Origin of the sequence: Azospirillum sp. B4 (genome assembly GCF_000333275.1) — a bacterium.
Classification (GTDB): domain Bacteria; phylum Pseudomonadota; class Alphaproteobacteria; order Azospirillales; family Azospirillaceae; genus Nitrospirillum.
Genome location: NZ_BACU01000338.1, coordinates 1 through 20,213 on the forward strand (window position 1 = coordinate 1; position 20,213 = coordinate 20,213).

The 20,213-nt window shown below is 68.8% G+C and carries 17 protein-coding genes; 11 read left to right on the forward strand and 6 right to left on the reverse strand.

Translation table 11 applies throughout. The features are described 5' to 3' along the window. Window positions 1–589 (reverse strand): VIT domain-containing protein (locus tag I55_RS14990; protein WP_044561395.1); only part of this gene is annotated, 589 nt, incomplete at its 3' end. A 214-nt stretch (window positions 590–803) separates the two neighbouring features. Between I55_RS14990 and I55_RS14995 the strand changes: the two genes are divergently transcribed. Then, on the forward strand, window positions 804–1,142 hold the full coding sequence (locus I55_RS14995; protein ID WP_044561396.1) for a helix-turn-helix transcriptional regulator: 339 nt from the start codon (window positions 804–806) through the stop codon (window positions 1,140–1,142). Window positions 1,143–1,159: 17 nt separating this feature from the next. Further along, window positions 1,160–1,636, forward strand: coding sequence for an SRPBCC family protein (locus I55_RS15000; protein ID WP_044561397.1), 477 nt, complete (start codon window positions 1,160–1,162; stop codon window positions 1,634–1,636). A 41-nt stretch (window positions 1,637–1,677) separates the two neighbouring features. Here I55_RS15000 and I55_RS15005 read toward each other — a convergent pair whose 3' ends face one another. Continuing rightward, window positions 1,678–3,156 carry a PAS domain-containing methyl-accepting chemotaxis protein gene (locus I55_RS15005; RefSeq protein ID WP_044561398.1) on the reverse strand — a complete coding sequence of 493 codons (1,479 nt, stop codon included), beginning with the start codon at window positions 3,154–3,156 and terminating at the stop codon, window positions 1,678–1,680. 237 nt (window positions 3,157–3,393) lie between these two features. Further along, entirely contained in the window at window positions 3,394–4,899 is a 1,506-nt protein-coding gene (locus I55_RS15010; protein ID WP_044561399.1) for a S10 family peptidase, read from the reverse strand. Window positions 4,900–5,232: 333 nt separating this feature from the next. Here I55_RS15010 and I55_RS15015 point away from each other — a divergent pair, with 333 nt between their 5' ends. The 6 genes from I55_RS15015 (at window position 5,233) to I55_RS15040 (ending at window position 10,719) form a co-directional block, all read left to right on the forward strand. Next, window positions 5,233–6,861, forward strand: coding sequence for a tyrosinase family protein (locus tag I55_RS15015; protein ID WP_044561400.1), 1,629 nt, complete (start codon window positions 5,233–5,235; stop codon window positions 6,859–6,861). Window positions 6,862–6,870: 9 nt separating this feature from the next. Continuing rightward, window positions 6,871–7,263 carry a hypothetical protein gene (locus I55_RS15020; protein WP_044561401.1) on the forward strand — a complete coding sequence of 131 codons (393 nt, stop codon included), beginning with the start codon at window positions 6,871–6,873 and terminating at the stop codon, window positions 7,261–7,263. 163 nt (window positions 7,264–7,426) lie between these two features. Beyond that, window positions 7,427–8,533: a carbohydrate kinase gene (locus I55_RS15025; protein ID WP_044561402.1), complete on the forward strand. Its 1,107-nt coding sequence runs from the start codon at window positions 7,427–7,429 to the stop codon at window positions 8,531–8,533. Window positions 8,534–8,543: 10 nt separating this feature from the next. After that, window positions 8,544–9,458, forward strand: a complete 915-nt coding sequence (locus tag I55_RS15030; protein WP_044561403.1) for a pseudouridine-5'-phosphate glycosidase — start codon at window positions 8,544–8,546, stop codon at window positions 9,456–9,458. Between the two features lie 71 nt (window positions 9,459–9,529). After that, window positions 9,530–10,009, forward strand: a complete 480-nt coding sequence (locus I55_RS39055; RefSeq protein ID WP_199902602.1) for a response regulator transcription factor — start codon at window positions 9,530–9,532, stop codon at window positions 10,007–10,009. Between the two features lie 161 nt (window positions 10,010–10,170). Then, window positions 10,171–10,719: a DUF4199 domain-containing protein gene (locus I55_RS15040; protein ID WP_044561405.1), complete on the forward strand. Its 549-nt coding sequence runs from the start codon at window positions 10,171–10,173 to the stop codon at window positions 10,717–10,719. Here I55_RS15040 and I55_RS15045 read toward each other — a convergent pair whose 3' ends face one another. Together I55_RS15045 and I55_RS15050 are read right to left on the reverse strand one after the other, a co-directional pair. Then, entirely contained in the window at window positions 10,720–11,397 is a 678-nt protein-coding gene (locus I55_RS15045; protein WP_252181158.1) for a cupin domain-containing protein, read from the reverse strand. An 18-nt stretch (window positions 11,398–11,415) separates the two neighbouring features. Continuing rightward, window positions 11,416–12,540 (reverse strand): alpha/beta fold hydrolase, encoded by a 1,125-nt coding sequence (locus tag I55_RS15050; RefSeq protein ID WP_044561406.1) that lies wholly within the window; start codon window positions 12,538–12,540, stop codon window positions 11,416–11,418. Window positions 12,541–12,703: 163 nt separating this feature from the next. On the opposite strand from I55_RS15050, the gene I55_RS15055 reads away from it, so the two are divergent. Beyond that, window positions 12,704–13,462 carry an SDR family oxidoreductase gene (locus I55_RS15055; protein ID WP_044561407.1) on the forward strand — a complete coding sequence of 253 codons (759 nt, stop codon included), beginning with the start codon at window positions 12,704–12,706 and terminating at the stop codon, window positions 13,460–13,462. Here I55_RS15055 and I55_RS15060 read toward each other — a convergent pair. Beyond that, window positions 13,459–15,936 (reverse strand): zinc-dependent metalloprotease, encoded by a 2,478-nt coding sequence (locus tag I55_RS15060; protein WP_049974153.1) that lies wholly within the window; start codon window positions 15,934–15,936, stop codon window positions 13,459–13,461. The two genes, I55_RS15055 and I55_RS15060, sit on opposite strands and share 4 nt — an antisense overlap. 331 nt (window positions 15,937–16,267) lie before the next feature. Between I55_RS15060 and I55_RS15065 the strand changes: the two genes are divergently transcribed. Then, complete coding sequence (locus I55_RS15065; RefSeq protein WP_199902603.1) at window positions 16,268–19,297, forward strand: ligand-binding sensor domain-containing diguanylate cyclase; 3,030 nt, start codon at window positions 16,268–16,270, stop codon at window positions 19,295–19,297. A gap of 138 nt (window positions 19,298–19,435) precedes the next feature. Next, window positions 19,436–20,213, forward strand: a 778-nt coding sequence (locus tag I55_RS15070; RefSeq protein ID WP_044561408.1) for a carboxylesterase family protein, incomplete at its 3' end; no start/stop codon positions are given.

Genomic DNA, 20,213 nt, shown 5'->3' on the forward strand with positions numbered 1-20,213 from the left:
CTTGCCACCGGGTCAGCGTCGCCAGCGGCAGGGCATAGGGCTGGTCGGTGCCGATGGGGGTGGCGAACTCCACCCGCACGGTGCGCCCCCGGTTGGGGAAGATGGGAAAGACATGGGTGCGGAAGGCGTTGTCGCGCGTCACCTCCGCCAGGCCGGGATCCACGCCGCGCCGCACCTGCTTCTGGTAGGCCAGCGTGGCGGCGCGCTTGGCCACCAGGGTGCCGTCGGTCATGCGGCCGTTCACGTCCAGGGCGTAGCCGGTAACGACGGAACCCGCCGGCAGGTCCAGGGTGAAGTCGCCCTCCACCGCCGCTGTGGTGGGGTTGGCGAAGGTGGCCAGCAGCGTGGTATGCGCCACGCCGCCGATGACCTTCACCGTTATGTCCAGGTTGCCGATGGTCAGCGCGTGGGTGGGCTGGGCGCCGCCGGGCGCCATGTAGTTGCGGGCCACCAACTCGGGGCTGAAAGCGCGCGCGGGCGCGGCCATGCCACACCGCGCCCAGAACAGCAGGCCCAGGAAGCCCGCCACCGTGACAACCACCCAGAACGTCCGGCCCAATCCCCAGCGCACCAGCCGCCTGTCGCGCATTCCGCCCCCCATTTTCGCAATACTGTAAGGTCCCCGCGCCCCATCGCGCAAGGCTGGGGCCCGCAGGCTGGGCGCCCCGGGCCGGTCACAGGATTGCAACAGCATGGCCGGCGGATTGTGGCGGCCTTAAGGCCTGCTCGCCCCTTCGTTGAAAAACAGCTTCGTCTCTGCGCCAGCCCTTGACAGGTAACCATTTGGTTGCATATTAAGGCCCATGACCGACGATGATGCCGTGTTCCGGGCCTTGGCCGATGGCAGCCGCCGGCAGCTGCTGGACCGCCTGCGGGCCCGCGACGGCCAGACCCTGGGACAGCTGTGCCAGGGCCTGGCCATGACCCGCCAGGCGGTGGCCAAGCACCTGGCCATCCTGGAGGAGGCGAACCTGGTAGCTTGGCACCGCCAGGGGCGGGAGAAGCTGCACTTCATCAACCCCGTGCCCATCCACCAGATCGCCCGGCGCTGGGTTACGCAATTCGACCAGCCACGGCTGGACGCCCTGGCCGCCCTGAAGGAGCGGCTGGAGGCCCCTGGAACAACCGATGATATTGAATAGGGAAAGGATAGCGCGCCATGAGCAACGCCTTCGTCTATGTGACCTACATCCGCACCACGCCCGACAAGCTGTGGCGGGCGCTGACTGACAACACCTTCATGCGGCTCTATTGGCTGGGCTGCGAAGGCCAGAGCGACTGGCAGCCCGGCTCCCCCTGGCGCCTGGTCAACCGCGAGGGCCAGGTCATGGACACGGGCGAGGTGCTGGAGGCCGCCCCGCCCTTCCGCCTGGTGCTGAAATGGCGCAACGAGTTCCGGCCGGAGCTGAACGCCGAAGGCTATTCCCGCTGCGCCTTCGAGATCGAACCCCTGGTCGATACCGGTATCGTGAAGCTCAGCATCACCCACACCATGGAACAGGAAGGCGGGGCCAAATTCATCCAGGCCGTCTCTGGCGGCTGGCCGCTGATCCTGTCCAACCTCAAGTCCCTGCTGGAAACGGGGGAGGTCCTGGCCGCCAGCAAGGCCCAGTTCGACACGCGCGCGGTGGGCTGATCCGGAGCGCGGTCCGGATCAGCCCACCGGGCTGCGACCAATCAGCGGACCAGCACCTGCGCCGCTTCCTTGGTTTTCTCCACGGCGCCCGCGACCTGGCGCACCGCCGTGGAGATCGCGCCGACATTGGCGGAGACGGTGGAGACCGCCGCCGAGGCGCTCTGCATGCTGCTGGACATGGTCCGGGTCACGGCGCTCTGCTCCTCCACCGCCGAGGCGGTGCCGGTCACATGCTCACGCACCACCGACACCGACTCGCGGATGGCGACCAGGGCGTTGGCCACCTCGGTCGAGGTGGACTGGATCCCCTCGATTTCCGAGGAGATCTGCTCGGTCGCCTTGGCGGACTGATTGGCCAAGTTCTTGACCTCGCTCGCCACCACGGCGAAGCCCTTGCCGGCCTCACCAGCCCGGGCCGCCTCGATGGTGGCGTTGAGGGCCAGCAGGTTGATCTGGCCGGCGATGTTGTTGATCAGGCCGACGATGCCATTCATGGCCTGCGCCGCCGCCGCCAGCCGATCCGTGCTTTCCCCCACCGCCATGGTCTTGTCAAAGGCGCCGTCCGTCGCCTCGCGGGCACGCGCCATGCTGCGTGAAATCTCACTGATGGAGGCGGCCATCTCCTCGGCGTTGGCGGCGACCGCCTGCACGTTGGTCGCCATGCTGTCGGTCGCGGCGTTGGCGGAATTCGCTTCCTTGGCCGACACGCCCAAGGCCTTCTCGATCTCACCGAAGTTCTGGTCGATCAGGACCTTCAGGTTGTTCAACAGCTCGATTTGGTGGGTGATGTCGACGGCGAATTTGACCACCTTGGCGATCTTGCCCTTTTCGTCGAAAATCGGGTTGTAGGCGCCTTCGATCCAGACGGCCTGGCCGGCCTTATTGATCCGCTTGTATTGCGCCGCTTGGAACTCGCCACGCCGCAACGTGTCCCAGAAGCGTTCGTAATCAGCGCTTTGGCGATATTCCGGTTCCACGAACATGCTGTGATGCTTGCCCACCACCTCGTCCAGGCGATAGCCCATCACCTTCAGGAAGTTCTCGTTGGCCCTGGTGATGGTACCGTCGACGGTGAACTCGACCACCGCCTGCGACCGGCTGATGGCCGCCATCTGCGCGGCATAGTCCAGGTTTTGCAGCCGTTCCTTGGCATCGGCCCATTCCACGACGAACCCGATCCGGCGGCCCCCCTCACTCAAAGGCGTCACCAGCAGGTCGAACTGGTGGCCGGCGACCTTGATGGTGGCGTGATGGGGCTTGGTCAGGGCGGCCAACATGGCGCGCTGATGCCCGGGGTTCTTGTGGAAGATATCCACGTTGCTGCCCACCAGACGGTTGACGTCCAGCCGGGGCAATTCCTTGCGCAGGTCGGATTCCACCTCGCGCAACAGCGAGACCACGGCCGGGTTGACGTAGACGATGTTCAGATTCTCGTCCGCCACCATGACCCTGGCGCGCAGGGCGTCAATCGCCGCCGTCTTGCGCAAAAGCGTCTCATGCCCTTTGTTCCTGAAAAACACCCCGACCTCCACCCGATAAAACGTGTAACTGACTACACCCGTACCGAGTTAAAGTCTGGTTAATCCAATCGTCGAGCTTACCCTATCCTGACGCGTAGGGTCTCCCGCCCAAGACCTTCCCGATAGAATCGGCAGCGGGCGGAGGATCAAGCGCCCCATCCTAAAATAAAGAGACCGGCCAGAGCGTGGTCTGGCCGGCCCCAATTACCAGAAGTAGTGGAACCAGACTTCAGTTCTTCACTTCACCTCGTACATCGCCATGACGTCCTTGCGGAAAGAGGCGCCGCTGTCCGGGCGGGCGTAGAACATGTGCCCGCCCGGGTACATGCGCAGTTTCACCCGCTCCTGCACGCCGTAGGACGGCATCTGGTCGATCAGCAGGCGGGAACCGAAGTAGGGGCAGGACAGGTCGTTCCAACCGTGGACGATGGTCACCGCCATCTTGGGGTCGTTGGCGATGGCCTTGCGCAGGTCGGTGACCGGGTTGTCGCTATCATCGCGCTCCCACAGCTTGTTGACCTCATACGACAAGGCGTTGTAGCGCGCCTCCACCTTCCAGCCGACCTGGTTGGTGACGAAGTCCGCCATGGCCGACGTGGTGGGCGCGATCAGGCCATCCAGCAGCGGATCGTTGTAGCGGGCCTCCGCACTGGACGGGAACGGGTCGTAGGCGGTGACGTTGCTGTCGTAGACGCTGCCCACCTTGCCCTCGGCGCGATGAATCTCGCGCAGGTAGGTGCCGATGTCGACCCGGCCGTTCATGCGGCGCACCAGCTTGGGGTCCAGGCCCGTCAGTTCCGCCACCTTGGCGGAAAGGCGATCGGTGGCCGCCTTGTCGCGCGGGCCGGCCATCAGGTCCTGCATGAACTCCGTGCGGTCATACTTTTCCACCGCGCCCATGGTGGTCTCGTTCAGGGGCTTGCCCTGGCGCTCGAAATTGCCGGCGGCCATGGCCGTCAGGTTGATCATCCACGGCAGGGGGGACAGCGCGTCCGCCTCCCCGATGGCGGGCGGGTCCAGGTAGGGCGACACCAGGGTCATGCCCGACACACCCACGCCGATACGGCTTTGTAGATAATAGGCCAGGCGCGGCAGGCGATAGCCGCCGTAGCTTTCGCCCACCAGGTACTTCTTGCTGGTCAGGCGGTTGTTGGTCAGCAGCCAGTCATAGATGATGCGGCTAAGGTAGTGGATGTCGGAATCGGCGGTGTAGAAGGCCTTCTTGGTCTGCTCCTCGTCCACCTTGGTACGGGAGAATCCGGTGCCAATGGGGTCGATGAACACCAGGTCGGTGAAATCCAGCCAGCTGTTGGCGTTATCTTTCAGCACCGCCAGATCGGACGGGCTGTCGCCGGCCTTGCCGAAGGCCACCTGCTTCGGCCCGATGGCGCCCAGGTTCAGATAAACCGACGAAGCGCCGGGGCCGCCGTTGAAGGCGAAGGTCACGGGGCGCGGGCTGCCGCCAGCGTTGGCGACGGTGTAGGCGGTGTACACCACCTCGCCGATGGTCTTGCCCTGGGCATCCTTCACCGGCAGGGCGCCGACGGTCGCCGTGTATTCCACGCGCTTGCCGGCGATGGTGGCGGTCTGCTTGACCGACTTGGCCGCCGGGAACGGCGCCAGTTCGCTGTCATCCTTCGGCGCCTCCTTGGCCGGCTTGTCGGCGGTCTTGTCGGCGGCATAGGTCGGCGCGCCCATGGCCATCAGCAGGGCGAAGCAGGAAACAAAGGTGGTGATGCGCATGAAGGATGGTCCCCCTCTGATCGGTCGGCATCTTTGTGCCTGATGGCCCCTCTTAGACCATGGGCACCGCCGGCCCCGCAAGCCCGGGCGCCCGCCTGCGGCATCGGGGGACCACTTGGCCTGGACCAGGGGTTGATGAATGGCCCCAGCGGCCGGTCCGGCACCGCCCTGGCCACCGCCAGCGGCCCTTAATTCGGATACAATATGCGAGACTCGTCTATCGAGGCCAGTTCGCAACCACACGTTAATAGGTTAATATCGCCAATTAAAAATACTTGAGGTTGTATTTCGTCGGCCGCATAGTGCGCCCGGAACCAACCACGGGGGCCTCCCATGCGCTCTACCACCCTATCCCACTTCTCCCGCCGCACCTTCCTGGCAACGACGGCCGCTGCCGCCGGCCTGTCGGCGTTGCCCATGGCACCGGCCCGCGCGGCCGCCAAATACCGCCGCTATAACGTGACGAGCGCGGAGGGGCGGAAGGCCTTGGCCAGCTACGCCAAGGCGGTCGAGATCATGCTGAAGCTGCCGCCCACCGATCCGCGCAACTGGTTCCGCAACGCCTTCATCCATATGATGGACTGCCCACACGGCAACTGGTGGTTCTTCGTCTGGCATCGCGGCTACCTGGGCTATTTCGAACAGACCATCCGCGCGCTGAGCGGCGATGAGACCTTCGCCATCCCCTACTGGGACTGGACGGAGCTGCCCCAGATCCCCCAGGACATGTTCGACGGCGTGCTGGACCCCACCCATCACATCTATGAGGCCTACACCAAGAATCTGGCGGTCTTCACCGCCTTCATCCAGCCCAGCCTGAAATCCTACTGGGCCACCCTGACGCCAGCGCAGCAGACCCAGTTGAACGCGCGCGGCTACAACACCTTCACCGACATGTGGAACGACGTCACCGCCTATGTGCCGTCGCTCAAAACCGGCGTCACCGGCAACGTCGCCTTCGCGCCCACGTGCGGCGCCCGCTATCTGTCGCGCGACAACCCCAAGCTGGACGCCCGCACCGCCAAGGCCGTGTCGGCGCCCACGGTCGCCTCCGGCCTGAAGCCGACGCTGTTCTATGACGCCGATATCGCCTTGAGCTTCACCAGCAGCAAGACGCCATCGCACAACACCGCGCCCAGCGGCACCACCCAGTTCAGCATCCTGGAGGGGCAGCCCCACAACCTGACCCATAACTGCATCGGCGGCGTCGGCGCCATCGACCCCGGTCCCTACGGCAACATGACCAACAACCTGTCGCCGGTGGACCCCATCTTCTTCCTGCACCATTCCAACATGGACCGGCTGTGGGACGTGTGGACCAACAAGCAGAAGCGCCTGCACTTGCCCTACCTGCCCACCGGCGAGGACCTGGCGACCCTGAGCAAGGAGCCCTTCCTGTTCTATGTGAACGCCGACGGCACGTATGTCGGGCCAACCGTCGCCGCCGACTTCTTCAGCACCGACAAGTTCGACTACGACTATCAACCCGGCTTCGGCGACCAACTGGATCTACCGGCACCCAGCCCCGCCGTGGCCGCGGCCCCTTCCTTCAAAGCCACGCTGAAGGGCAAGATCGCCGCCCTGACGGTGCCGCTGGCGGCGGTGCAAAGCCACCAGGCCGCGGCAGCCCTGCCGCAACTGGCGCTGGAAATCACCCTGCCCCACCCCAGCGGCGGCACCGGCGGCCGGTCCTTCGACGTGCTGGTCAACGCCCCACCCGGCACGACGGAAGCAACGCCCGACAGCCCTTATTACGCCGGCACCATCTCCTTCTTCGGTTCGTTGATGCCGGGGATGAAGATGTCGCACGACGCCACCTTCATCCTGCCGCTGCCCACCACCCTGGCGGCCCTGCGGTCGCCCGGTCCGAAGGGCGCGGCGCTGAACGTCCAACTGGTGGCCGTGGATGGCCATGCTGAAGAAGTGCCGGCCATCAAGGCGGTGGCCGTCAGGACGCTGTGAGGCAAAAAGATGCGGGCCGCCGCCTTGATACTTCTGGCCTTCCTTTCCGCCGCCACCGCGACGGCTGGGGACGCCGTGCCGGGGGCGGCCCGCATCGTGACCCTGGCCCTGCCCCGGCCGCTGGTGGCGGAGCAGGACGCCTGGATCATGATTACCCTGGGTCCCATCGGCCACGCCCAGGTGGACATCCGCACGGCCGACGGTCGCCTGCTGGGCAGCGCCGTGCCCTTCGGCCAGCACCAGGGGGCGGCCGGCGGCACCCATGTCATCCCCCTGCCGGCCGACGCCGTCCGGGGTGACCATGTCACCCTGCGCCTGACCATCACCCAGCCCGGCGCCCCGTCCCGCGCGCCGACGGCGGCGGAGGTGCGGGATGTGGCGGTCACGCTGGGCCGGCCCTAACACGGCGGGCGCACAGCCGGCATCAGTCAAGGCCTCATGCCACCGGCTGGTCAATTCCAAGCGGGACGGCGTTGCAACTCTGAGCAAGCCATAAACAAAAGTTTACAGGTCGGATAAATGTTGGCAAGGTCGGCGTCATTTCCCGGCCGCCGAGCCCGACGCCATGACCGTCCCCAGTGACCAGGAACGCGCCATCCTGGACTGCATCATCGCCAATCCCTTCGTGAGCCAGCAGGAGATGGCGGACGCCCTGGGCCTGGCCCGGTCCACCGTGGCGGCCCATGTGGCCAGCCTGACGCAGAAGGGCGCCCTGCTGGGCCGGGGCTATATCTTGCCGGCGGCCCGCCGGGTGGTATGCCTGGGCGGCGCCGTGCTGGACCGGAAGTACCAGGCGCTGGCGCCGCTGGTGCCCGCCACCTCCAACCCCGTGACGGGGGCCCGCAGCCCCGGCGGGGTGGCCCGCAACGTGGCGGAAAACCTGGCACGCCTGGGCCTGCCCACCAGCCTGGTCTCCATCGTGGGGGAAGATGGGACGGGTCGGGAGATCCTGAACCACCTGCGCGGGCTGGGCGTGGACGTCAGCCAGGTTGTGGTGACGGCGGAGGCGCCGACGGCGGAGTACACGGCCATCCTGAAACCGGATGGCGACATGGCGGTGGCCGCCGCCGACATGCGCATCTTCGACCTCTACACCCCCGCCGTGCTGGACCGCGCCTGGCCCCATCTGGCGGCGGCCAACTGGGTGTTCGCCGATTGCAATCCGCCGGCGGAGACGCTGGCGACGCTGGTGGAGCGGGCGCGGGGGGCCGCCTTCCGCCTGGCCATCGACGCCGTGTCCATTCCCAAGCTGGCGCGCCTGCCCCGCGACCTGACGGGCATAGACCTGCTGTTCATGAACCTGGACGAGGCCAACGCCCTGCTGGGCACGGCCCATGCCGGCCTGGACGGCGCGCGAGACGCCGCCCAGGGCCTGAGGGCGCGCGGCGCCGGCGGCGCCGTCGTCACCCTGGGGGCCCGGGGCACGGCCGTCGCCACGGTGGAGGCCGCCCTCACCTTTCCCGCCGTGGCCGCCGCCCCGGTGGACACCACCGGCGCCGGCGACGCCATGATCGCCGGCACCCTGCACCGCCTGGTGGCGGGCGACGCCCTACCCAGCGCCGCCAGGGTGGGCGCCCTGCTCGGGGCACTGACCACTGAAAGCGCCGCCAGCGTCCACCCCGGCCTGTCGCCGCAGCTGCTGGACGCCAACCTGCACCGCCTGACGATTTGAGGATCTTTCCATGTCTCTCCTGAAGCCCGTCCTCAGCCCCGAGGTCGCCGACGCGCTCACCACCGGCCGGCCGGTGGTGGCGCTGGAATCCACCATCATCACCCATGGCATGCCCTATCCCGCCAACCTGGAGACGGCGCTGGCGGTGGAGGACGTGGTGCGGGCCAACGGCGCCGTCCCCGCCACCATCGCCGTGGTGCGGGGCCAGGTGCGCGCCGGCCTGACGGCGGCGGAGCTGGAGGATCTGGCCCAGGCCCGGGGGGTGGTGAAGGCCTCCAGCCGGGACCTCGCCGCGGTGATGGTGCGGAGCGGCAGCGCCGGCACCACCGTGTCCGCCACCATGCGCGTCGCGGACCTGGCCGGCATCCCCCTGTTCGCCACCGGCGGCGTGGGCGGGGTGCACCGGGGGGCGGAGGCGACCTTCGACATTTCCGCCGACCTGACGGAACTGGGCCGCACGCCCACCACGGTGGTGTGCGCCGGGGTGAAGTCCATCCTGGACATCCCCAAGACGCTGGAGTTCCTGGAAACCCAGCGCGTGCCCGTCATCGCCTATGGCAGCGACGACTTCCCCGCCTTCTTCACCCGGTCCAGCGGCCACAAGGCCGACCACCGCCTGGACAGCGCGGAAGAGATCGCGGCGGCCATGCGTCTGCACCGCGACCTGGGCTGCGGCACCGGCATCCTTGTCGCCAACCCCATTCCCGAGGCCGACGCCCTGGACCCCGCCTTCATCGATGGCACCATCGCCGACGCCGTGGCGGAGGCCGACGCCAAGGGCATCGGCCGCAAAGCCCTGACACCCTTCCTGCTGGCCCGTATCAACGAACTGTCGGGCGGGCGCAGCCTGACGGCCAACATCGCCCTGGTGAAGAACAACGCCGCCCTGGCGGCCCGTATCGCCGTGGCGTACGCGGCGGGCTGAGGCCGCCTTGACAGGCGGACGGCCCCGGCGGACCTTGACAGTGGATTGTCCGCCCAACCTGAAGGAAAGCCATGCGCGCTCCCGTGTTGCCACAGCGAATGCGGGCGGTGCTCCAGCGCCGGGCTGACTGGCTGCCCGCCCTGCGGCGCGTAGCGCTCTATGGCTTGGCGCTGGCTGCGGGCACGGCGGTCCTGCAATGGTTGGACTATCAGCGCCTGGTCCGCGCCCATTCCGACGACATCTATGTTTTCCTGATCGCGGCGGCCTTCCTGGGCCTGGGCGTCGCGGTGGGCGTGCGGCTGATGCGCCCGGCGCCGCCGCTGCCCCCGGAAGGCAACATCCAGGCCCAGGCCGGCCTGGGCATCAGCGCGCGGGAGATGGCCGTGCTGCGCGAACTGGCGGCCGGCCGCTCCAACAAAGAGATCGCCCTGGCGCTCGACATCTCCCCCAACACGGTGAAGACCCACGTGGCCCGGGTGTTCGAAAAGCTGGACGCCCGCCGCCGTACCGATGCCGTCAACCGCGCCCGTACGCTTGGCCTGGTGCCCTGACGGGCACCTGGGGTTTGTTTGCTGCCCTGACGGGCACCTGGGGTTTGTTTGCTGCCCTGATTTTCGGGTGATTCCGTCAAAATCACCCCTTCGGGCGATTGCCGGCGGCTGGAATTGCGGGGCAGTGAGGGGCAGGACCACACGAACCAAGGGGCATTTGCATGCTGCGCAAAATCCTGATCTACGGCCTGATCGCCGGCCTCATTTCCGGCGCGTCCATGTATGTGCTGACGGTGGACCTGCCCGCCCCTATCGCCATGTCCTACGGCATGGTGCTGGGCTACGCCTCCATGCTGATCGCCCTCAGCACCATTTTCCTGGCGGTGAAGCGCCATCGCGATGCCGACCTGGGCGGCGTCATCCGCTTTTGGCCCGCCCTGCTCCTGGGCCTGGGCATCAGCGTCGTCGCCGGGGTGATCTACGCCCTGGCGTGGGAGGCGACGCAGGCCCTCAACCACATGCACTTCGCCAACGACTACGCCGACGCGCTGATCCGGCAGCAGAAGGCCAAGGGCGTGTCGGATGAGGCGCTGGCGGCCTTCACGGCGGAGATGGAGGCGTTCAAGGCGAAGTACGCCAACCCGTTCTACCGCCTGGCCGAAACCTTCAACGAGATCTTTCCGGTCGGCGTGCTGGTGTCCCTGGTATCGGCCGGCCTGTTGCGCAACAGCCGCTTCTGGCCCGCCCGGCGCGCGCCGGCGGTGGCCTGATCAGAAGGCGCAGACATCGGGGTGCAGCAAGGGCCCGGCCTTCAGCCAGACCCGTGCCCCCTGCCCGCCGGTGCGAACCATCAGGTCCTGGCCGGCGGGCAGGCGCAGCCAGGATTGCGCCTGGAATGCCTCCCCCGCCTCGGTGAAGCCGCCGGCGAGGACCAGCAGCTCCAGGCCGTGCCGATTGGCCACACGCACCTCGGCGTCCGGCCGCCAGTCCTCCATCCGCACGTCCTCATGCCCATCAGCGAACAGCTGCACGACGTGGGTCACGCCGGGACGAATGGGCAGCGCCCCCCCTTCGCCAGGCTGGCGGACGATGCGCGCCTGGTCGTCGGCCCGGAACTGCCACAGCTTCACGAAGATGACACACCCGGGGACGGAACCCGGGGCATGGGCCGTGCCGGGCGGGTTGCGGACATAGGTGCCGACCGGGAAGTCCCCGCTTGCGTCCTGGAACACGCCGTCCAGCACCAGGAACTCCTCCCCGCCCGGATGGCCATGGGTGGGGAAGCGGCTACCGGCGGCATAGCGGACGATGGAGGTCGCGCGCGCCTTCTCGTCCCCGATGCGGGACAGCATGCGGCGGTCCACCCCTGGCGACGGGCTGGGCACCCAGTCCATGCCACCGCCGTGCACCGCGACGCGCACCGTCAGGTCGTCGTTCAGCCGCATCATCGCGCTCCCTCCTTCACATCACGGGCCCGTCGCCTCCGGCGCCACGTCGCCAACGGCCGCCGCGAGGGGCCTCGCGTCCTGCACCAGGTGCACCAGCACCCGGCCTGGCTCCTCGCCATACATCATATGGGCTGAGTTCTCGAACCAGACAAAGCGCTTGGACGGGGCCGACAGCTTTTCAAACCAGGCCCGCACCGGTTCGGACGGCGTGGTGTAGTCATGCCGCCCGGCGAAGATGATGAGCGGGCAGCCCAGCTTGGTCAGGCCGTTGAAATTGGCGCCGGCCAGATCGGGCAGCAGCTTGGGCAGCGAAAAGCTGCTGCCCTGGTCAATGGCCTGGAAGTCCTTGTCGGAATAGTCTGGCGAAATCCTCTCCGCGTTTTCCCAGTAGTCGTAATTGTCGCGGCCATAGGTCAGCCCCCCGAACCTGACGGACCACTTGCGCTCAGTCCCCAGCTTGTCGATCGGCAGGCTGCCGTCCTTTTCCGGATAAGGGGCGATGCCCTCCAGCTCCCCGATCGCCTGGGCCTCGCCCCGGCGGCGGGCCTCGCTCAGCGCCCAGGCGTAGTTGATCTTCTCCGCCGCCACCGTATCGATGATCTGCCCCGCGCCGATGTAGGCATACAGCCAGTCCGGCCGCCGGGCCGCCAGGTTCAGGCCGATGATGGTGCCCCAGGAATGACCGATGGCGAAGATCTTCGGCTTGCCGTAGGTGGCGCGCAGATAGCCCACAAGCTCCTCCGCGTCACGGACGATGCGATCGGCTCTCAAGGTGGGGCCGATCTTCGCCGGATCGTTCAGCAGGTAGGTCTTGCCCGACCCGCGCTGGTCCCATTCCACCACCGTGAAATAGTCGGTCCACGGCGCCTCGAACAGATAGCGGGTGGGCAGCTCCGGCGCCGCGGGGCCGCCGTGGATGACCAGCAGGATGGGATTGCGCCTGTCCTTGCCGCGCACGGTGATCCACTGCTGGATGCCACCGATCTCCACCGCCTTGGCCTCGTCGATGCCGTTGGCCGACACCACCTTGCCCACCGTGCCCAGGATGGCCCGGGTGTCGGGCGGGGGTGAGGCCAGCGCCGGCACGGCGGCCAGGGCGGCGGCGACAAGCGGAATGGCGGACGTCAGGCCCAGGGCACGCATGCGCTTCCCCCCAAATGCTGAAGCAATTTTGCGATGACCCTAACGGTCCGCCGCCGCGAGGGCACAAAGTTTTTTTGGCCCCATGTCACAGTGGTCCCATCGCCCTCGTCCTGATGTCGACGGGCCGCCCTCACGGGCGGCCTCTGGATCGAAAGGAAGAGGAATGAAGATCGTCGTCATCGGCGGCACCGGCCTGGTCGGCGCCAAGACCGTCAAAATCCTGCGCGCCGCCGGCCATGAGGCCTTGGCCGCAGCCCCCAGTACCGGCGTGGACGCCCTCACCGGCGCCGGCCTGGCCCAGGCGCTGGCCGGTGCGGAGGTGGTGCTGGACCTCTCCAACTCCCCCTCCTTCGCGGATCAGGCGGTGTTGGACTTCTTCCAGACGTCCGGCCGCAACCTGCTGGCGGCGGAGACGGTGGCCGGTGTGCGCCACCATGTGGCCCTGTCCGTCGTTGGCACGGAAGGCCTGCAAGCCAGCGGCTATTTCCGGGGCAAGCTGGCGCAGGAACGGCTGATCAAGACCGCTGGCATCCCCTACACCATCGTCCATTGCACCCAGTTCTTCGAGTTCCTGGACAGCATCGCCAACGCCGCCGCCACCGACGGCACCGTGCACCTGCCGCCCGCCTATGTGCAGCCGATCGCGTCGGACGACGTCGCCGCGCTGGTGGCCGACATCGCCCTGGCACCACCCGCCAACGGCACGGTGGAGATCGCGGGTCCGGAGCGCCTGCGCCTCAGCGAACTGGTGGCCCGCCACCTGGACGCGACGCGCGACCCGCGCCGGGTGGTCAGCGACGTCGACGCCCCCTACTTTGGCGCCCGGCTGGCCGAAGGCTCCCTGGTGCCCAGCGGTCCCAGCCCGCGCCTGGGCGCCATCGCGTTCGACACCTGGTTCCGGGCGCAGCCGGCGCGCGCTTAGTTCACGGGCAAATCCATCCAGTCGCTTTCCCCGCCGATGGGGTCGCCCGGCGGCACCTCCACGGTGCGGGGGCGGTCGGCCAGCAGTTTGTCCGCCTGCTGCGGGTCCAGCAGCTGACGGGCCAGGCTGACAGCCCAGGCGCGCTCTTCCGCGTCGCCCCGGCCGCGGGCCAGCGCCTCCGCCACCTCGCGCACCCGCTGGTCCAGCAGGGCCGCCACCTCCGGCGTCGTTCCGGGGCGGCGGGCCACCTGGGCCATGGTGACAAGGGCACGGTAGGCGACGCGGCGGCTGACGGCGTCACTCTTCTCCGGCAGGATCTGCGACACTAGGCGCTCCAGCACCTCGCCCACCCCCAGCGCCTGGGGATCGGCGGCGTGCTGGTTTTCCAGCCGCGCCAGACGTGTGGGCGCCAGCAGGGTGTTGAGGGTGACGGTGGCGGCCACGTCGGCCGCCACCAGCGGGTCGAACACCGGGCCACCGGCAGTGGCGAACAGCTCGATATCGAACTGGCGGTTGTCGCTGCCGTTGCGCGCGGCGGACAGCAGCGGCAACAGGCTGGCCGGCACCCGCAGCTGGTCGGCCGACAGGGTGGACAGCAGGGCCGACAGGGCGGCGCGCTGGACGTCGGCGGCCACAGGCACCGACGCCTCCCGCCCGTCGCCCTTCACCGAATAGGCGAAGGTGGCGCCGCCCAGGGATTTGGCGGCGGCGTTCACCTGGTAGCGATGCAGCAACCAGATGGGCACGAAGCGGCGGCGCAATTCCGCCACCGCCTCCCCCGGCGCCAGGGCCTTCAGGCCGAACTGGTCGATGGCGGCGCGGCGCACGCCCATCAGGCGGGTCAGCTCCGCCACCGGGTCGGCGCCGTCGTCCCACAGGCCGCCCCAGGGCTGGGCCGTATCCGGCCGGCGGGCATTGTCATCCTGGACATAGCGCAGGCCAGCGGCCACCGCCGCCGCGGCCTTGGCGTCGGCCACCGCCTGGTCGTCCTGCGGGGCGCCGCCGTACAGCCAGTCCACCGTCGCTCTATCCCAGGCGCCCACCCCGGTGCCATAGGCGTCCGACAGGTCGGGGTGGCCATCCACCAGGCCGATGCGCGGGGCGGGATAGTCCATGACCGAGGCGCGGTTCTGCGTGCTGGCGGCGAAGTTGTGGGCGAAGCCCAGCGCGTGCCCCACCTCATGCGCGCCCAGCTGGCGCAAACGGGCCAGCGCCACCGTCACCGGATCGTTGGGCCCGCCCGTGCCGATCTTGTCAGCGCCCACCAGTCCCTGGAAGATCAGGATATCCTGGCGGACGCGCTCGGAGCCCAGGACCACCATGCCCTTGACGATCTCGCCCGTGCGCGGGTCCACGATCTCCTGCCCGTAGGACCAGCCCCGGGTGGCGCGGTCCACCCAGTTGACCATGTTGTAGCGCACGTCCAGCGGGTCCACGCCGTCAGGCAGGGGCTCCGCCCTGAAGGCGTCAATGTAGCCCGCCGCCTCGAAGGCCTGGGCCCACCAGTTGATGCCTTCCAGCAATGCCGTGCGCATCGGTTCCGGCACCGTGTGGTCCAGGTAGAAGACGATGGGCTTCCTGACGCGCGACCGGGCGGCGGCCGGGTCCAGCTTTTCCAGGCGGAAGCGGTTGGCCACGTCGTGCACCACGTCCTGCCCCAGGGGGCGGCCGTAGTCCACCACCTGGGTGGAGAAGCCGCCCATGCGCGGATCGAAGGCGCGCGGGGTGAAGCCCGGCCCCGGCAGGCGCACGAAGCTGTGGTGCACGGTGAAGCTGACCTGCCGGGCGTCGGGCGCGATGTTCTCCACCTCCGCCCCGGGATGGTCGGAGGTGTAGGTCTGGATGGCGTCGACTTCCAGATTGTCGGGGAACAGCTTCAACGTGGCCGGGTCGGCGGCGCTCAACGCCCCGTCCAGCCTGAAACCCCGGCCCGCCCCCTGCGGCGCGCCGCCGGTGCCGATGGCGTCGCCCTCCTGCCCCAGCGACTTGGCGATGCCCAGGGTGTCGGCCGCCAGGAACTTCGCGATGTCCACCGCCACGCGGCCGTCCGCCTGGGGCAGCGCCTCGCCCATCCAGACGATGGAGGTGGCGAAGTCGGCGCTGGGGCCGGCGCCCGTCGGGTTGCGGAAGCGGGGATTCTCGAACTGGACCGCCACCTTGTTGCCCAGCAGGCGGAAGGCCAGCACCTGGGTCTGTCCGATGCGGCCCCGGTCCAGGAAGGTGGGGGCGGAGCCCAGGCCCGTCCGCAGCGACGGCGTATAGAGGTAACGTGCCAGCACACAGTCGTTCCCCGGGGCGGTGCCCGGCGCCGGCAGCACCAGGATGATCTTGGCGGTGGCCCTGTCGATCCGCACGGGCATCAGCCCGTCCAGCGTGGACGGAGACTGCGCCGGTTGGGGCGTCGCCGCCAGGGAAACGGAAGCGGTGGATGACACCAGCGCCAAGACCAGCGCTGCCAGGAAGTAATGCCGCACGGATGCCCCCAAGTTTATTTGTTGAAGACACGATGGGTCAAAGTGGGGCGCCGGCACAAGGGCCAGGGAGGGAGACGCGGGTCAAGGCCTTGAAAAACCACCAGAGATTGCTGTGGGCGGCGCATCATTACCCGGAAGGCGCATCTGGCGGCCCGCCCCCTACTAAAGACACCTGCGACCAGGAAGACGGCCCGCTGCCATTGCCGTTCATACCTGGTATTGTTGCTATATCAAACGAGGCGCAGGCAATATCTTGGGTGCGATGCGGCGTGGTGTGGAATTCCTTTTCCGTTTAAGGCGATATAGCGGTCTTCTGCTGCTTTGCCTGACGGTGACCTTATCGGTTTCCCCCGCCCTTGCGGCGGCGGAGCGCTGGTCCGGCTTGGCGGATACGGTCTTTCAGAACTACGGCCGCGACCAGGGCCTGCCCCATCCCGTGCCGACCGCCCTGGCGCAGGATCGTGACGGCTTCCTGTGGATCGGCACGCAGGGCGGCCTCGCCCGTTGGGACGGTTATCGCTTCAAGAGCTACACGGCCAACCCGGATGTCCCCGGCAGTCTGCCCAGCGACTTCATCAAAAGCCTACACGTCGATTCCCGCGGCCGGTTGTGGGTGGGCGCCAACGGCTTGGCGCTCTATAACGCCGCCCAGGACCGGTTCGAGACCATCCCCCTGGGCGCCATCAACGGCCGCCCCGACATTGGCGCCATCGCCGACGACGGCGCCGGCGGACTGTGGGTGGGCACGGAGGATGGCCTGCGTCACCTGGCCCCCGACGGCCACACGGTGACGGCGCTGCGCGCGGGCGACCCTGGCGCCACCGGCCTTCCCGCCGGCCGCGTCCAGGCCGCGCTGCGCGACCGGATGGGCGGGTTGTGGGTCGGTACCGTCGCCGGCCTGGCCCACCGCGCCTCGGCCGCTGGCACCCTAACGGCCGTGCCGCTGGGGGACGGCCCGGCGGCCAACGTCTCCGCCCTGTTCCAGGACGAAGACGGCCGCCTTTGGGTCGGCACCATCCGCAGCGGCCTGTTCGTCATTGACCGGCCGGGCGCCGCCCCCCGCTTGGTCGGGCCCAACGCCACGGATCTGCTGGGCTGGATCTCCGCCATCGCCCCCGCCGGACCGCACGAAATCTGGGTGGGCCTGCGCAACCGCAGCATCGTCGCCATCGATACGGCGACGATGGCGCGGCACGTCATCCGCCATGACCGGGCGCTGCCCAACAGCCTGGCCCATGACGACATCTGGGCCATCACCCGCGACAGCGCCGGCTCCGTCTGGGTGGGTGGCACCGGCGGCCTCAGCTATCATCCCCGCGATAGTGGCCTGATCTCCACCATCTTCGGAGGCGCCAGCGCCCGTACCGACAGCTTGAGCGCCAGCGACGTCTTCGCCATCATGCCGTCCCAGGACGGTTCCAGCGGCCAAGGCCGCGTCTGGCTGGGCTTCTTCGATGGCGGCGTCGACGTGGTCGACCCGCTGGGCGGCCGGGTGGCGGCGCTGCGCCCCGACCCCGCCCGGCCGGAGGACGCGCTGCCGTCGGACATCGTCTACAGCATGGCGCAGGACGAGGCCGGCCGCGTCTACATCGCCACCCGCCGGGGCGTGTACCGCGCCGACGGGGCGGCCACGGCGGTGCGGCGTGTCACCCTGTCTGGCCGCGACCCCGCCGCCGCCACCATGTCGCTGCGCTTTATCGACGGCCAGCTGTGGGTGGGGGGCGAAGGCGACGGGCTGCGCGCTTACGCCCTGGACGGCCCCGGGGCGACGCCCGGCCACCTGGTCTATGACGGCCCCGGCGCCCCGGCGGGCAAGCGTCTGTCCGACCCGACGGTGCGCGCCCTGCTGGCCGGAACGGCGCATGACGTCTGGGTCGGCACCCGCAACGGCCTGAACCACATCGACCTCGCCACCGGTGCCGTGGAACACATCCCGCCCGTCCCCGGCGACCCGCAAGCGCTGGCGGACCCCTACGTCACCAGCCTGCTGATCGACGCCAAGGGCCGGCTATGGGTGGGCACCTTCGGCGGCGGCCTGTCGCTGATGACCGGCCGTGACGCCGGTGGCAGGCCACGCTTCCGCCACTTCGGCCTGGCCCAGGGTCTGCCCCACGTCAACGTCTGCAGCCTGCAGATGGACGGCGCCGGCGTCATCTGGGCCGGCACCGACGACGGGCTGGCCCGCATCGATCCCGAGACGCTGGAGGTGCGCGCGGTGCGGCGCGCCGACGGCTCCGCCCTGGTGGATTATTTCGTGGGCGCGAGCGCCACCACCCCGGCGGGGGAGGCGCTGTTCGGTTCCAAGGGCGGGCTGACGGTGGTGCGGCCAGGCCTGCAGCCCGCCTGGCGGTTCGCCGCCCCAGTGGTGGTCACCGACCTGCGCGTGGGGGGGCAGCCCATGCCTGCGGGGCGGATTTACGATGCCGCCAACCCCTTGGTGCTGTCGCCCGACGCCAACAGCCTGGCGGTGGAGTTCGCCGCCCTGGACTACACCGCCCCGGTCCGCAACCGCTACGCCTATCGCCTGGACGGGTATGACCACGACTGGATCGCGGCGGACGTGAACCGGCGCCTGGCCGTCTACACCAACCTGCCGCCCGGCGACTACACCCTGCGCCTGCGGGGCAGCAACCGCGACGGCGTGTGGGCCGAGCGTGATTTGGCCCTGCCCCTGCGGGTGCTGCCGGCCTGGTACCAGCATGTCTGGCTGCGGTTGCTGGTGGCGGCGGCCATGGTGGTGGCCATGACCCTGCTGGTGCGCTGGCGCACCGGTTACCTGCGCCGCCGCCAGGCGGAACTGGAACACCAGATCGCGGAGCGCACGGCCGACCTGCGCGCCGCCAACGACCGGCTGCTGCACCTGGCCACCACCGACCCGCTGACCGGTTGCGACAACCGCCGGCATTTCATGGAGCGGGCACGGGAAATGATCGCGCTGGCCAACCGCCACGGCACGCCGCTGACCCTGGCCATCCTGGATCTGGACGACTTCAAGCAGGTGAACGATACCTATGGCCATCCCGGCGGCGACGCCGTCCTGGCCCTGACCGGCCGCGTCATCGGCGCCCACGTGCGCTCCACCGACCTGGTGGGCCGCATCGGCGGGGAGGAGTTCGCCCTGCTGATGCCCCACACCGCCGCCTACGGCGCCCGCCTGCTGGCCGAGCGCCTGCGCCAGGCCATCTGTGACGGCGTGGTGGAGACCGACGGCGGCCCCATCCGCGTCACCGCCAGCCTGGGCCTGGCCGAACTGCGCAAGGGCGAAGACCTGGACGCCCTCTACGTCCGCGCCGACGCCGCGCTGTACCTGGCCAAGCAGTCCGGCCGCAACCGGGTGGAGATGACGCTGCCGGCGGAGTGAGGCACCGGACCGCCGCGCTGATTGCCCCTCCCGGCTTTTATGTTACCGTTATCAGAAGCCCCGCGCCGATCGCCCCCGCCTTGAAAGGACCGGTCGCCGGCGCGGTCGTCGCTCAAGAATAAAGCCGGGAGGAAAATCATGCCCCTGTCCCTCAACCGCCGCGCCCTGATGCGGGCAGGTGCCGCCGCCGTCGCCGCACCCTATGTCTGGGTTCCCGCCCGCGCCGATGAGGGCGTCTGGTTCACGCGAACCGTGGGCCCCTTCGTGGAGGTGGAAACGTCGGCGGGCCGGGTCCGGGGCGGGCACGACCGTGGCGCCCTGGCCTTCAAAGGCATTCCCTATGCCGGCCCCGTCTCCGGCCGCAACCGGTTCAAGGCGCCGCCCGAGGTGACGCCCTGGGCGGGCGTGCGCGATGCCACGCGCCTGGGCCCGCCCGCCATGCAGGGCCCCGGCACCACCTATGGCGAGCATGAGCCGGCCTACAGTGAAGATTGCCTGGTGCTGAACGTCTGGACCCCGGCGGTGAAGGATGGGGGCAAGCGGCCGGTCATGGTCTATTGCCATGGCGGCGGCTTCACCACCGGCAGCGGTGGCCAGCGCATCCAGGACGGCGCCCGCCTGGCCGCCACCTACGACGTGGTGGTGGTGGCGACCAACCACCGGCTGGGCCTGCTGGGCTATCTCTACCTGGGCGAATTGNGCGGGGCGGACTACGCCACCTCCGGCAACCAGGGGATCCTGGATATCATCGCCGCCCTGGGCTGGGTGAAGGAGAACATCGCCACCTTCGGCGGCGACCCAGGCAACGTCATGCTGTTCGGCGAATCGGGCGGCAGCGCCCAGACCTGCGCCGTCATGGGCATGACAGCATCCCAGGGCCTGTTCCACAAGGCCGGGATGCAGAGCGGCCCCATGC

What these genes read in the sequence shown, in the direction of transcription:
- I55_RS14995 (WP_044561396.1), top strand. Translation starts at nt 804, where the DNA reads ATGACCGACGATGATGCCGTGTTCCGGGCCTTGGCCGATGGCAGCCGC.
- I55_RS15000 (WP_044561397.1), top strand. Translation starts at nt 1,160, where the DNA reads ATGAGCAACGCCTTCGTCTATGTGACCTACATCCGCACCACGCCCGAC.
- I55_RS15010 (WP_044561399.1), bottom strand. Translation starts at nt 4,899, where the DNA reads ATGCGCATCACCACCTTTGTTTCCTGCTTCGCCCTGCTGATGGCCATG.
- I55_RS15015 (WP_044561400.1), top strand. Translation starts at nt 5,233, where the DNA reads ATGCGCTCTACCACCCTATCCCACTTCTCCCGCCGCACCTTCCTGGCA.
- I55_RS15020 (WP_044561401.1), top strand. Translation starts at nt 6,871, where the DNA reads ATGCGGGCCGCCGCCTTGATACTTCTGGCCTTCCTTTCCGCCGCCACC.
- I55_RS15025 (WP_044561402.1), top strand. Translation starts at nt 7,427, where the DNA reads ATGACCGTCCCCAGTGACCAGGAACGCGCCATCCTGGACTGCATCATC.
- I55_RS15030 (WP_044561403.1), top strand. Translation starts at nt 8,544, where the DNA reads ATGTCTCTCCTGAAGCCCGTCCTCAGCCCCGAGGTCGCCGACGCGCTC.
- I55_RS39055 (WP_199902602.1), top strand. Translation starts at nt 9,530, where the DNA reads ATGCGCGCTCCCGTGTTGCCACAGCGAATGCGGGCGGTGCTCCAGCGC.
- I55_RS15040 (WP_044561405.1), top strand. Translation starts at nt 10,171, where the DNA reads ATGCTGCGCAAAATCCTGATCTACGGCCTGATCGCCGGCCTCATTTCC.
- I55_RS15045 (WP_252181158.1), bottom strand. Translation starts at nt 11,397, where the DNA reads ATGATGCGGCTGAACGACGACCTGACGGTGCGCGTCGCGGTGCACGGC.
- I55_RS15050 (WP_044561406.1), bottom strand. Translation starts at nt 12,540, where the DNA reads ATGCGTGCCCTGGGCCTGACGTCCGCCATTCCGCTTGTCGCCGCCGCC.
- I55_RS15055 (WP_044561407.1), top strand. Translation starts at nt 12,704, where the DNA reads ATGAAGATCGTCGTCATCGGCGGCACCGGCCTGGTCGGCGCCAAGACC.